Here is a 13,827-nt window from a genome sequence, read left to right as displayed (position 1 = left end):
GTGCGGGCGGGGCCTTCTGCGCCAGTGCGAGTGGAGCCGCGGGTGCGGGTTCCGGTGCCTCCGGCTCCTTGCGAGTCGCTGGCACGTAGGACACAGGGTAGGTGGTGGGCGGAGAGGCCTTCACCGACAGGTCGCCCGCCAGCGCGAGCTCTACCGCGAGCCTGTCATTCACCGCGCCCTCGAGGACGAAGTACACCTCGGCCCACTCGCTCGTGCCCGGGCGGAGGCGGAAGCCCCCAGGCTGGGCGACGGCATCGGCTCCCGTCACGTCCTTCACCACCATCCGGACGTCCGTGTTGCCCGCCACCCGCATCACCACGTCCACGGGCTGTGAGCTGGCGAACTCCAGGGGCGCCTGTCCGCTCCGCTTCGCGGGACTCACCCGCACGAGCAGCCGCTGCACGCCCATGGCGGCGCTGGCGGGCTCGCATTCGATGGCGAAGCGCAGGCCGGTGTCCGCGGCGGCGCGCTTGCGCGAGACGTGCAGCACGGGGATGACGCGCTCCTGGAGCGAGTTGCCGCCGTGGGTGAACGAGCCCGGCGCGCGGCCCACGTCGTACTCGGCGGTGTCCTCGCGGAACACCAGGAAGCCCGGGGCCTCGTAGTGCAGCGAGGCGAGCGGCACGCAGAGGTGGCCCGCGTCCGTCCGCTCCATGTCGCTGAAGACGTAGCGCCGGTCCGCCTGCCCGCGCGCGCCGAACCCCTGCGTCCGCACTCCGCGCTGGAGCAGGAAGCCGTGGTCCGAGGTGAAGACGAACTGCTGCACGCCGGCCAGTTCGAGCTGGTGCCTCGCGGCGACGATGTCCCGGATGATGCCTCCGAAGACGCGGACCCCGAAGTCGGCCTCGCCGGCCTGGTCGATGTCGAGCCCGTGGACGACGATGAGCTGCGCCTGCTCGACGCGCTTCTTCAGCCGCGCCACCGACGTCTGGCCCACCTCCGCCAGCGGGAGCTGGAGCGGCGCCTTTCCGGCCGTGCGCGAGCCCATCACCTTCACCCGGTCATCGGGGCGGGTGACGGTGCCCTCGCCGGTGCGGAAGCCGGTGAAGCGGCCGTCTTTCACCAATGGAGTGAGCCGGCCGTCGCGCTCGATGGGGGGCAGGGCGTTCATGCCCACGGCGGTGACGGTGGGCAGCTCGGCCAGCCGGGCGCGCAGGTCCACCTGGACGCCGCTGCCCAGCAGTTCGTCGCGCAGCTCCAGCGCCATCTCGAAGCGGAGCGCGTCCAGCACGAAGAGGGCCACCTTCTCCCCGGTGCCCAGCAGCGGCAGGACGGCCTGGTCGAAGAGGCTCCGCTGTTGCAACTCGGGAGGGGGCAGGGCGCCGTGCTCGCGGCACACGCGCGCGAAGTCCCTCGCGAGCACGTCCGCCCAGTCCGCCCACGCGAAGCGCAGCTTCTCGAAGGCCAGGTTGAGCGCGGTGAGCTCCGGCAGTAGGGGCCCGTAGAGCGCGGCGTGGCGCTGCTCGAAGTGGCGGTGGGCCAGGTCCACGGGCGCGGCGGCCTCGGTGTAGCGCTGGACGGCCTCTTCCAGCCCGGTGACGCGCTCCAGCGGACGCGGGGCGCCCAGCAGCGCGACGCCCAGCCGCGCCGCGTCGCCCACCAGCGTCCAGGCCCACTGGCGCGGCGGCTCCTGCTTCACCCAGAAGCCCTGGCTCGCCTCATGCGCCTCCACCCAGTGCAGGGCCTGCGCATATTCACCGGCTGCCAGCGCCTGCACCGCGCCCCGGTAGATGGTGAGTGCTTCGAACTGGAAGGTGTCGATGCGGCCCAGGTCCTTCGGCTCGGTGTCCTCCTTGTCGCGAAGCCACAGCTCCACGCCGAGCGCCCACGTCCGGTAGCGCTCCGGCTGCTGCTGGCGGAGCCGGGTGGCCTCCTGCTGGCAGCGTTGGACGGTCTGCGGCGGCAGGTCCTTGAGCCGGGCTAGGTCGAGATGGCGCGGCGGCCGGCGAAGGTCATGCACGAACTCGACGCAGAGCAGCCAGGCGACGACGGACTCGGTCAACTCGGGGAGGGTGGCGAACCACGGGCCGTCGGTGCCGAAGAGCGTCTCGGCTCGGGCGCGGAGAGCGGACTCCACGCCCTGGAGGTTGGCCGCCTCGGTGCCGGTGAGCTGGTTGAGGAGCTCCGGGGCACTCAGACGGGAGATCCACTCGACGTGGGTGTCCACTGTGGGGGCTCCCGACTCGGCGAGCCACACGTCGGCGGCCGCGAGGGTGAGGCCGGGAGCGGCGACGAAGGCCTCGATGTCCGGCAGCGTCCGGCGGCCGTTGGCGGCGGCGCTGACGAGCGAGGCAAGGTTCTGCTGGAAGGGGTGCGCGCTCTCGTAGAGCTCGAGAAGGGGCGTGCCCCGGACTGAGCTGGGGCTCTGCTGCGCGGGGAGGTTGTTGTAGCCGGGGAGGTGGACGAGCAGGAGCGGCTTGTCGATGGTGCTGCCCTCGTGCTCGAGCGCGAGCATCAGCTCCAGGAAACTGTCGCGGAACGCGAGCACCGGCACCGGGAACTGTTTCGCCTGGGCGCGGAGGCGCAGCGCATCGACGAATCCCGTGTAGTGGCCCTCCACGTCCAGCCACACGACGAGCTTCTTGTCGCTCAGCGTGGAGAGGAGCTTCTGCTCGAGGAATGCGCTGACCGGGCCGAAAGAAGTTGTCATGCGGACACGGCCTCCTCGTCCTCGTCTCCCTCCGCTTCGGAGAGGTCGAGCTCCTCCTGATCCTGCTTCCGGGCCTTGCGCTCGCGTCGGGCCTGCTCCGCCACTTCGAGTTCCCGCGCTCGCGCGGGTTGCTTGTCGAGGAAGGCGGCGCGCAGGGCGCCCGAGTCCTTCTCATCCAGCTTGAAGTCCGGGCCGATCTCGTTTTGGAGCCGGAGTTCCCACTGGTAAGCCTTCTCCGGGTGGTACTTCCAGAAGCCTCCGTGGGCCACCGCTAGCGACGGGTCTTTCTGGCACTTCGCGTCTACGCGGTCAGGGAAATAGCGGGCGGCGAGGTGGGACCAGTCGTAGTCCTTTCGGCCCTTCGCATTGGCGAGCTCCTTCCACCACTTCTTCGGGTCCTTCCAAGCGGGATCGAGCAGCGGCCAGAGCGCACTGCTGTTCACCATGACGCCGTCGTCAATGTCCATGCGGTAGGGTGCGTCCACTTCACGAGGCTTCGTCTTGTCGTCCGGAGCGGGAGGGCCCTTCTCGGCGACCTCTCGCACCTTCTGGATGAACTCTTCCAGTTCCTCCAGCCACTTCATGTGCTGGGCGTAGTTCTTCTCGACGGCGGCGCGGATCCTCCTGTCCGGATTGTTGCGAGCGCTTCGCATGTCCACGAGAGCACCCTGGATCGCTCTTTGATCTGGGAGGAGGTGGTCGGCGAGAAGGGTGCTTAGTGTTGCCTCTGTCCAGCAATGGACCGAGATGAACGCGACGAACGACTTCTTCGCCGAGGACAGCGGGAAGTAGATCGGGCGGTTTTCATAGAGTTGGCGATGGTAGTCAAAGAAGCCTTCGCGTAGCCAGACGGAGACGTGTCCACCCGAATGGCCGCTTTTCGTAAATGCCTGTTGCAGCTTTGCCACAGTGTCGTCAGCCGAGTGGATGCCTCTTCGAGCGGACACATACAACATGGGGAAAGCGACGGATGCCTTCGATGCGCTGCCAGCGTCGCGTATGCCGCCGTGCTCAGAGAATCGGCTGAGCGCTACTCCGATCTGAAAGCTTAGTTCAGCGGTTGCGTCACTTGGATCCGGCATCGGCCTCCACGGCGGGAGCGTTGATTCTTCCAGTCTGTCTACGGCGCTACGAGCCCACTGTTGCGCGTATTCCCAAGATGCGGGGCCGGGCTTGAAGAATTCAATTGACGTCTCACGACGTTTTTCGTGCTCGGAAAACGACTCCTCGACTTGACGAAAGATGGCTTCTGAGTCTCGGATATGGAAAAGCGGTAGGCGATTGACGTCGGCAATCTCAAAGCCCATCCCCGCGCTAAGTGACTTCATGATGTGCTTAGCGTGGCTTGAGTTCAGAAGGCAAATCGCAGCCGCAACTTCCGGTCCCGGTGGGTAGAGCGAACATCCCTTTTTGCCGATGAGCCCCGGTGTTCGGTGCACCCGAGCTTCGAACTGAATTGATATCATTGAGAAGGCTATCCCTCTCTTGTAATAGTGTTCTGGATTCCCAAAGCGAGGGCTCTTGGAGACCTCTCTAAACATGGCCAATTCAAGTCCGCCATGGTGAAAATTTATGGCAAAGCGGGCCGGCTCAAACCAAGCCAGTCCCTTGGCACCCATCGTGAAGTAGGACCAGTGGCTCGTAGGTTTGTTGCCGACGTGGACTTCCCAGATGTATCGAGTGAAGCGTGTATCGTCGCCAGTGACGATGCCAGCTTCGGCTGGCCACTTGTTGCCAAGTTTTTCCGATTGGGTGTATGCTTCACGCACCGCTGCGGGCCACCAATAAATGACTGGCGTGCCGTCAATAGCGCTAAGGAAATTCGTAGAGAAGTCGTGCATGCCCGTCTGGGAATGTAGCGATGCGCGCCGACGGTCGGGCTTGCCAGCATCCCTTGTTGGATCTGAAAGAGGGGCGGCTTGGATGCCTATCGAACTAGACTGCGGAGGGATCTGTCTCACTACGGCCAATGCAGTGGAAATGATGTCATCCATTGACCGGGAACTGAACGCGCCAGTCCCTATGTCTGCGATCAATGAGAGATGGTGTCGGCTCAAGAGCCAAGTACGCAGGCTCTCGAATTGTCCTAGAAACATCCAGCCTCGCATCGTAACCATCGCGGAAGCGCCACCAGGTCGGCACAGGTCCAGGCCGCGCTCCAGGAACGCGGCGTATAGATCTGCCTTCCCGCGTGGATAGTGCTTCGCGATGTATCCGGCATCCTTCATCCGGGACGTGCCCTGGTACGGCGGATTGGCAACGACAAGATGGTACTCGCCATCGCGGACGATACTGGCGAACCGGAGCCCGGCCGTGAGTTGCCTGCCTCGCAGCCTGAGCCCCAAATCCTCCTCCCCCGAGTGGTCCGCGAGGAACGCATTCAGGCGCTCAAGGATGAGCTTCTTCGCGTCCTTCTTGTCCACAGCGATGCGCTTCTGATCCTCCGCTCCCGCGAACAGGTCGCCTTGCCGGCGCGCCTTTCCGAGCTTGCCCTCGTAGGCATTGATGGCGCGGTCCACGGCGTCACCCACCTTGAGCAGCGTGCCCAGGTGGTCCACGCCTTTGAGTACGTCCAGCAGTTGCCGGGTCAACTCTGGCGGGATGCCAGTCTCCAGCTCGATGTCCCGCTCCAGCTTGAGCAGCGCCGGATCCTTCTGGTCGAGCGCAGACAGCCGCAATGCCGGAGCAACCAAGTTCACCTGTCTGGGTGACGCTTCCTTCGCGAGCGTGCGAGCCTTGAGGAAGGTCGCCGCAGCGGCGATCTGCACCGCGCGCGGGTCGATGTCCACGCCGTGCAGGTTGTTCTCAAGAATCCACTCGGCGATCTCACGGTCCGACCAGCTCTCGCCACGGTGCCGCGCCTCCTCGCGGTAGAACTCCACGAGCAGGTCGAAGGCGACCACGAGGAAGTGGCCGCTGCCGCACGCCGGGTCGATCAGCTTGAACTCCCGGATAGACGCGGGGGCATGATTCACCACGTCGTCAGGCAGAGGCTGGGGCACGTAGTACTTCCAGCACTCTTCGAGCGTCCCCTCTGTAGGCATAAGCGCATCCAGCGCCACTGCGCCGGCCTCACGCTTCTTTCTCCACTCTGCCCGGCGCTCGTCCAGGGACTTGAGGATGCCGCGCTGCTCGACCTCCGCCACCCACCCGTTCTTGCGGCACATCGCTAGCCAAGTGGGGCTGAGCGAGTTTTGGAGCAGCCACTCCACCATGTACCGCTCGGTGAACATCTGCGTCTTGGACGCGAGTTCGTGCGGCTCCAACTTCTCTCTATCGAGAAGCTTCTTATCTAGCGCCTCACGGTCCGGGTCATTCCAGTACTGGTAGACCCAGCCGAGTGTCATGTCGTCGCGCCAGGCCTCCGCCGGCACCTCGTCGAGCTCCTCGACCACCGCGCGCAGTGTGGCGGGCGAGGCGGGGAACAGGGAAGTGAGGCCCACCTCACCGAACAACCCAGGGAGCTGCGCCGCCAGTTCGTCGAACAGGAGCCGGAGCAGGACGCCGTAGCCCTGGGTCTCGTCCTCAAGAAATCCTGGCGAGTACTCACGGAACTGCTGGTAGCCCAGACTCTTCCAACCGCCCGTCACCACCACCGGCCTGGACAGGCCCACCGCCTCCAAGTGCCGGATCAGCACCAAGCGATTCAGCAGCGTGGCGCCAGCCTCCTTGACGGCGTTCTCCAGCGCCCGCTTTCGATCCTCCGTCGTGCCACCTTCCTCCGCCGCGCGCTCTGCGAGCGCGGACTCCAGCCGCCTCCGATGCTCGCGCATCGTCTGGGACAGGCTCGCCTTCGCGAAGGGGACATTCAGCTGATACCGCTGCTCCGCGTACCCGCGCAGCTCCTCGAGGAGCTTGACCCGGAGGTCCCGGATGGTCTTCCGGAGCGCCGCCTTGGACTCAGGGGTGAGACGCGCCGACAGGTTGCCGTTCATCCAAGCCTCACTTTGTGCCCGCGCTCGAGCTGCTGGGTGACGCGCTCACGAATCTCATCCAGCACACGCCCGAGCTCGTCCGTGTCCGCCACCTCGCGCCCGCGCAGGTTGAGCTCCACCCGGACCACCGGCTTCTGGTCCTTCGCGGAGACGAGCTCATCCAGGGTCGCCTCCGCATCCTCCGCCGCTTTGTCGAGCCGCTGGAGGAAGTCCATCCGGAGCTCGTACAGCGTGGGGGCGATGGCCTCCGGCGAGCTGCGCGCCAGCGACTGCCCGATGGGCCGGAACACCTGGTGCGTCTCGTCGTCGTTCAGCTTCTCGAATCCGGCCCGCTGGCGCAGCCGGGCCCGGACCGCCTCGGCGCGCTTCTCCTGGTCCTCGAGGAGCGTGCCGCGCCGCAGCCGGTAGTGCGCGCGGATGCGCTCAAGCGGCGCGTCGATGGAGCCCAGATCCACCCACGGTCTCCGTCCGCCAAGCTGCGCTTCCACGGCCTTGACGTCCTCCGCTACCGCCTCCGAGGAGCCGTCCTTGACGAGTTGCTGGACGTGGTGGTCGCGGACGTCCGCGGCGGCCCGGACGCGCTGGATGACCTCCTCCGTCAGGTCCGTGTAGAGCCGGTTGAGGAGCTGGGCGCCTTCCTGCAACGCGGGTAGCGCCTCCTTGAGGGCCCGCACCGTCGGGTCGATGTCGCGCACCCGTCGGCAGGACTCCAGCGCGGCGGCGAGCTTCTGGAGCGGTTCCTCCGGCGCGGGCCGTCCAGGCAGCACGCTGAAGCGCTGCTCCAGCGTGCGGAGCCTCTCGCGGAGCGGAGCGAAGTGCTCGAAGACCGCGGCGGCCAGAGCCTCGTCGATGGGCTCGACGTCCTTGCCGAGCAGCTCGAAGAAGCGCCGCATCGCAGTCCTGTCCCGGGGCGTCACCGTCTCGTCGCGGTTGGGAAACAGGCTGGCTCGCTTGAGCTTCGTGACCTGGAGGAACACCTCCCTCGCGCTGGCGTCCATAGGCGAGGTGAGGACGGTGCCGTCCTCCGTCTTCACCTTCACCTTGCGCGCGCGCAGCAGGGCGAGCAGGCACGCGCGGACCACGTCCGGCGGGTAGCCGTAGGGCGGGCGTGCGAAGTCCTGCAGGAGCACGTTGCCCGCCGTGCCGTCGTGCTTGTCGACATACGAGAGGATGGCCGAGGGCACCGTGCCCTGGCAGCTCGGGAGGAAGTGGACGCCGTCCTGGGTTAGCAGCCCCAGTCCCTGCTCGAGGAACTTCTGCGAGACTCCCGCGAGCGTCGGCGCGAGCAGTTGCTCCAGCTCCCTGTCCGGCACCGCCACGTCGGTGTGGTGGGTGTAGAGCTGGGGAAGGCGCGCGCTGCCCACCGCGGACATGATGGTGCTGAAGGTGCCGCCGTGGTCCTTCGCCGGCTGGTGCTGGCCTCGGAAGTAGAGGTCGCCTTCCACGAAGGTGCGCTCAACGAAGGCGCGGGCCTTCGTCTCCAGGTCCTCGGCGCGGATCTCCTCGTCGAAGAGCAGCCGCTGCCGCTCCTTGGACATGGAGGCCTTCCGGGGGGCGTACTTGGCAATCATGCCTCGGGACTGGCCTAGCTCCCTGAGCGTGTCGCCCAGCTCGCTCTCGCCCGCGACCCAGACGATGCGGTCTTCGAGCTGCTTCTCAGCGCTGCGCTTCGACCACTCGGTGGGGGAGCGGTCCGCCTTCCCGGAGAGAAAGCGGAAGTCGAGCGTCACTGCGGCCTCGTCGCCCGCGTTGAGCAGTCGCTCGTCCTTCAGCTGCCGCCCGTCAGAGAAGTACGCGGTCCAGTAGAAGGCGCGGCCCTTCAGGCGCGGGCGCTCCGGATCGCGCATCAGCTCCGCCAGCTTCTCGCGGACCAGCCGGTGGCGGTCGTCGATGCTGACGGGCACCTCCTCGCGATCGCGCTGCCACTCCTGCCCGGCGGAGCTCTGGATTTTATAGCCCTCCTTCTCCGAGAACCCGATGAGGTTCAGGTTCCGGAGCCGCTCCAGCGCTGGCTTCACCTCGTTGAGCGGGTTGCCGTCGCCCAGCCGCGAGTAGAGGCACGAGGCAATCAGCTCCTGGGTGACGCTCGTCTTGTCGTTGTTGAGCTCGAGCAGCGCGATGGCCTTCACCACCCTCCGGGCCCAGGCATCGTCGGCGAGCGCCTGCTGCGAGAGGATGCGTGCCATCGCCGCCTGCACATCCGAATCGAACGCCGTCTGCTGGACGTCGTAGATGAGGTCGAGCGTGACGAGCTCGCCCACGTCCCGGGTGGCCAGCTTCTGCTCACGGAACAGCTCGCCCAGGAGCTGGAGGAGGCCGCGGATGGCGTAGTCGTCCCCCTGGGTGCGCGTGGAGCGCTGGCGGAGGCTCGTCGTCAGCGCCATGAGCAGGTCCACCTGCCCGGGCAGCATGGGGTAGACCTCGACGAAGTCCTCCTCGGTGAGGCCGCCGCACTCGTATCCGAACAGCTTGAGCTGCGCGCCGTACAGGCCGAAGAGGCGCCGCAGCTCCGGCTCACCGTCGCGGTGCTTCTTCAGCAGGCGTCGGTGCACCACGTCCCGGATGTTGGTGGTGGCCAGGTGCACCCGCAGCGACGGCGGGAAGCGGTCCTTCAGCTTGCCGATGGCGACGTTGGTGGACGCCTCCTCCAGCTTCTGCTGGCCGGTGGCGAGCAGCCAGGCCTTGCCCTTCAGCCGCTGGCCCAGCTCCGAGACGAAGCTCTGCAGCTTGAGCATCCGGTCGTCGTTCTGGTGGACGTACTGACTGACCTCGTCCACGACGATGAAGAGCGTCTTCCCGGGAGCCCGGCGCGAGAGCATGGCTTCCAGGTTCCGTACCGTCTCCGCCGAGCTCAGGCCGGTGTGGCGCGAGGTGCCCACTCGGCTGTCGAACCAGGTCATGGTGCCCGAGTAGGTCGCCGGCTCCATCACGCTGATGATGCGGGAGAAGTGCTCATCCGCCCGGGCCGTGGTGCGGACCTCGCTCCACTCGCGGCCGAGCGTCCGCCGGGCTACCTCGAGGAAGTGCTCCCACTGCTGGTCCTTCTCCAGGCGCAGCTCCGCATCCGCGACCAGCGGGTCAGTGCTGTAGCCCAGCCGCCGCTGCACCATCCGCGCGACGGCGGAGTGGATGTGCTCCCCGTCGTTCGCCTCGCCGCCAATGTCGAAGACGACGGCGAGGGAGTCCACCTTGCGCGCCAGATTCTCCCACGCGTCCACCAGCGCCTTGCGGTTCGGCGAGTCGTCCCGCGCGAGCAGGGCCTCGGACAGCTTCCGGCCGTCGGGCAGCGGGCGGCCGTCGAGCGCGAGGCCGAGGAGCTTGGCGAAGCTCGACTTGCCGGAGCCATAGAAGCCGGAGATCCACGAGGCGGGCAGCTCCGGGCCGGGCTTCTTGTCCAGCTCGCGGGCGATGTTGTTGAGCAGGCGGACGTACTGCTCGTGGATGCCCAGAGGGACGCGGCGGTGGCGCTCGTCGGCCTCGGGGTATCCGCCGGTGATGATGTACTCGCTCACCTCGTCGGCGAGCTTCTCGGGGCTCTGCTCGTGAAAGTAGACGACGGGCGGGATGTCGCGCGTGACGTCACGAGCGAAGAGGTCGGAGATCTTCAAGGGAAGGCTCACTTTCAGGCGTAGATGCGCGGCCGGTAGTCGCGGTCGGGCTCCAGCTCCTGCATGAACGAAAGGCCACCGTCCCGCTGCTCACCGGGGTAGAGCAGCACGACGGGCACGTTGTCGGTGCGGCCGCCCAGGTGCTTGAGCAGCGCGGACGAGCGGAAGAACGGGTAGAGCGCGCCGATGCGGCCGAGCAGCACCAGGGTGCGGTCCGGGTCCGCGGGGCGCCGCTCGCGGAAGGCCTTGATGCGCTGCTCGATGTCCGCCGCGAGCCCCCCCGGCCCGTCGATGTGCTCGGCGAGCCGCTGCCGGAGGTCGTTCATGGCGCGCTCGGGCGAGCGGGCGTGGAGGCGGCGCTCCCGCTCCACCAGGGACTGGAGCTCCTCGGCTCCGAGCCGCGTGCGGAGCCGCTCGAAGAGGACCTGGTGCAGCGCCAGGGAATCGACGGCCCAGTGCTCGGCCTCGAGCCGGCCAATCATCGTGCGGAGCAGCTGGCGGAGCTGGAACTCCTTGTCGGGCCGGTAGACCAGGATGGCGAAGTTGTGGTTGCGCATGGTGCTGATGCGCGGACCGGTGGGGGCGGTGAGGTCCCGTTCCAGGGCCATGACGGCGCCAGCGAGCCCCTCGCCAGGGTAGAGGTCGTCCGTCATCCGAGTGCTCCCAGCGGGCTCGCGTTCAGCTCCACCAGCGAGCCCATGCGGCGGTAGGTGACATCGGGAAGCCTCCGCAGGCGGGCGTCGACCGCGTCGTGCGTGAGTCCCACCGAGCGGAGGTAGGGATTGTCTTCCCAGCCACCGGTATGGGTGACGACCTGGAGGAGGCGGACCAGATAGCCGAGCGCCTCGTCGGGGACGCGGGGCAGCAGGGCTATGCGGGGGGCCTTTCCGGCGGAGACCAGGCCGGCCTCGGCGGCGGCCCGGGTGAGCTTGGTGGCGAACCCATAGCGGGTGGCGGGGGCCCAGTCGGCGTCCGGCCGAGCGCCGACCCAGCGCGCGACGGCGTCGGCGTCGAACTCCTTGCGGCCGTCGGCGAGGCGGGCGGGGAGCCAGTCACCAGTGAAGGCGCGGTAGAGCGGGTCCGCGAGCTGCATGTGCCAGTGGCACAGGAGGGGACGGGTGCCGGGGTCCGCCGGGCGCCAGCGCCGCAGCGCCGCGAGCGCGTCCGGGTAGGCGTCGAAGCGGACGGCGAAGTTGGCGAGGAGGAGCTTCACCCGGGCGAGGCTCTTGTTCCCGAACCAGCGCTCCGAGAACGCGCGCTCGACGCGGGCCGGGCCACGGACCTCCGGGTCCACGGCCTCCCAGTAGGCCCGTGACTCCTGCACCGCGAGCGTCAGTCGCAGGATGCGCGTGTGGAACGCGTCGACTTCAGCGCTCGCCACGGTCCGCCTCGGAGAGGATGAAGGAAAGCGGATAGGCCGCGGGAGGCTCGGTGAGCATGACGGCGGCGAACCGCCGGGCCTGGAAGACGGGCCCCTCTTCGGATCGAGCCTTCAGCTGCCGGGCTCCGAAGGCGGCGACCTTGTACGCGACGTCGAGGTTGGGGCTGTAGAGGCGCGAGAAGAGGGCCTCACGGTCGAACGGCGCACCGGTGACCTGGAGGAGTGGGAGGACCTCGACGGGCGGGTGCGCCTCGAGCTTGTGGTGGGCGAGCCGCTCGTCCAGCGCTTCGTCGATTTCGAAGCCGAAGTGGAAGAGGGTGCGCATGTCGTCCGCGCGAGCACTCTCGCGGCGCAGGCGCTCGTCGACGCGCCGCGCAGCGCGGCGGGCGGCGTCGAGGCCGGCCCAGTGGTGTGTGCGGGGCAGCAGGCGGCGCCAGAGGTCTCCGCCACCGTCCGGGTCGACGAGGTCCGTCTTCCACCAGCCAAGCCGGGGCTGCTGACCGCCGGGGGACTCGCCCGCCCATGCAAGTACGAGCTGAAGGGCTAGAATCTCATCCAGCTGTTCGGAGGCTACGCCGTGCGCCATGCTGGTGGTTGTACCAAAGCCACGCCTTTGAGTGCCGACAGAAGAATCCGCGCACTCACTCTTGAGCTGGCTGGCGCAGGACGCCGGGTGCGAGGCAACGGGCGCATCCCTTTTCCGGGCACCGCCCACATCGCCCAAATCGGAAGGCCTGGGGTGATTCGGAACCCCGTCAGGGTTCGGCCCAGAGGTCACGCCCATGGCGGCGGTCCACCCATCTTGAGCAGCCTCGAGCTCCGGCTCGGCCCCCAGGGCGATCGGTTCAAGAACCCGCGCTTCGTGGAGACCCTCAGCACGCACGAAGCGCCTCCGGGCGGCGTGGATATCTCATGCGGATGGAATCAGCACCGCGATCAATTCGCTCTCGAGAGCGCGAAACGGAAGGCGCTCTTTCTGCAGATGTTGATCGAACCTTCTGTGAAGGGATTCGACATCAGCGCTTTCGGAGCCCGCCAGCCTGTCGCTGCTTTGCGTACGCGCGAGCGCGACCGGACGTTCAAGGATCAGGTTGAGCGATCTGATGAGCTCCCAGTCCTCCAACACTGCGGGACCTTCGGATTTGACCTGGGCACCGAAGACAACCTTCCTCACGACCCCCGAGGCATCGGTCACCCTGTCCCGAACCGCCATGATGACAATCATGGACTCAAGGCCCGGGACCCGGGCCCGTGCATGCTCCAGCTTCTCCCCAACTTCGAGCGCCCGGTTGACGACGATGTGCCCGACCCCGGCGACATCGTCCTTGGTGCGCGTGCGCAGCCGCTCGAACGCCAGCCCATAGCGAGCCTCTAACTTCCAGTCCTCATTGCGCCAGCCGTCGGGTGTGAGGAAGGTGATCCGGTTGCCTTCCTGCTCCGGCCTCCGTCCCTCCAGGATCAGCAGCCCCTTCATGAACGGAATGAGATCCGGCAGGTCCACCTGTGGGATCTCGGCGACCGTCCTCCCGGAATCGAACTTCGACACGGCGCCGACCATCTTCTCCACGACGCGGACCACCGGTTCGCCCCCGAATGCCGCGGTTCGGGCGTCGAACCACGACGAGAGCTTCTCGCGGGACACAGCTCTCGGCGCGTCCGCGAAGAGTTGCTCGAACAACCCGGGCGGTGACATCCCGAGCACCAGCTGCAACATGTCCTCGGGATCGTCCATCGCGCGGGTGAACGCTTGCGAGATCCGCTGGAGCTTCTGCTCAAGGCATTCCCAGATCCGGCTCTCGAGGGTGTCGGGGTTCCTCAGGTTGAACACGTGCACCGGCTCCCGCTGGCCATATCGGCTCAGGCGGCCGACGCGCTGGTGCATGCGCATCGGATTCCACGGCAGATCGACGTGGATGAGCGCCGAGCAGCGCTCCTGCAGGTCGATGCCCTCGCCAGCAGCCTCCGTCGAGACGAGGAAGCGAGCCTTGCCCTCGTTGAACGCTTTGGCCGCGTCCGCGCGCTTGGACTGCAGCGTCGTCGTTCCTCCCGCCGTGGTGCGCACCTCCTCAAGGTAGCCTTCCCCTGTCGCCCCGACCGTTGGAGGCACTGGAGTCCTTGGCGAAAGCCGGTGACTCCAGGGCCTTCACCTTTTGGGCTCCCGGACTCCCTCAGCAAACAGAGACATCGCCTCGGACTCCAGTCAGCAACCGCTTTTCTCTCGGTGAACACAACCTGGGGCCTCCTCCATGGGTC

7 protein-coding genes are annotated in these 13,827 nt (G+C 67.2%); all 7 read right to left on the bottom strand.

The annotated features are described in order from the left end of the window. Nucleotides 1-2,650 (bottom strand): BREX-6 system phosphatase PglZ (gene pglZ / locus HUW62_RS01795; RefSeq protein WP_176433377.1); only part of this gene is annotated, 2,650 nt, incomplete at its 3' end. Further along, nucleotides 2,647-6,585, bottom strand: a complete 3,939-nt coding sequence (pglX, locus tag HUW62_RS01790; protein ID WP_176433376.1) for a BREX-6 system adenine-specific DNA-methyltransferase PglX — start codon at nucleotides 6,583-6,585, stop codon at nucleotides 2,647-2,649. The genes pglX and pglZ, both read right to left, overlap by 4 nt. Continuing rightward, the gene (brxC, locus tag HUW62_RS01785) at nucleotides 6,582-10,193 is read right to left on the bottom strand and encodes a BREX system P-loop protein BrxC (protein ID WP_176433375.1); all 3,612 of its coding nucleotides are present in this window, start codon (nucleotides 10,191-10,193) and stop codon (nucleotides 6,582-6,584) included. Before brxC ends, pglX begins: the two co-directional genes overlap by 4 nt. 14 nt (nucleotides 10,194-10,207) lie before the next feature. Beyond that, nucleotides 10,208-10,846 carry a BREX protein BrxB domain-containing protein gene (locus HUW62_RS01780; protein WP_176433374.1) on the bottom strand — a complete coding sequence of 213 codons (639 nt, stop codon included), beginning with the start codon at nucleotides 10,844-10,846 and terminating at the stop codon, nucleotides 10,208-10,210. Then, nucleotides 10,843-11,574: a DUF1819 domain-containing protein gene (locus tag HUW62_RS01775; protein ID WP_176433373.1), complete on the bottom strand. Its 732-nt coding sequence runs from the start codon at nucleotides 11,572-11,574 to the stop codon at nucleotides 10,843-10,845. The genes HUW62_RS01780 and HUW62_RS01775 overlap by 4 nt, the downstream gene beginning before the upstream one ends. Then, nucleotides 11,561-12,160, bottom strand: coding sequence for a BREX-6 system BrxE protein (gene brxE, locus HUW62_RS01770; RefSeq protein WP_176433372.1), 600 nt, complete (start codon nucleotides 12,158-12,160; stop codon nucleotides 11,561-11,563). Before brxE ends, HUW62_RS01775 begins: the two co-directional genes overlap by 14 nt. A 324-nt stretch (nucleotides 12,161-12,484) precedes the next feature. After that, nucleotides 12,485-13,636 (bottom strand): C-terminal helicase domain-containing protein, encoded by a 1,152-nt coding sequence (locus HUW62_RS01765; protein ID WP_176433371.1) that lies wholly within the window; start codon nucleotides 13,634-13,636, stop codon nucleotides 12,485-12,487. Between the last annotated feature and the right edge of the window lie 191 nt (nucleotides 13,637-13,827).

The organism is Myxococcus sp. AM011 (assembly GCF_013372595.1).
GTDB classification, from domain to species: domain Bacteria; phylum Myxococcota; class Myxococcia; order Myxococcales; family Myxococcaceae; genus Myxococcus; species Myxococcus eversor.
Note: the sequence above shows the minus strand (reverse complement) of the source record. Positions and strands in the feature narration are given on the sequence as shown.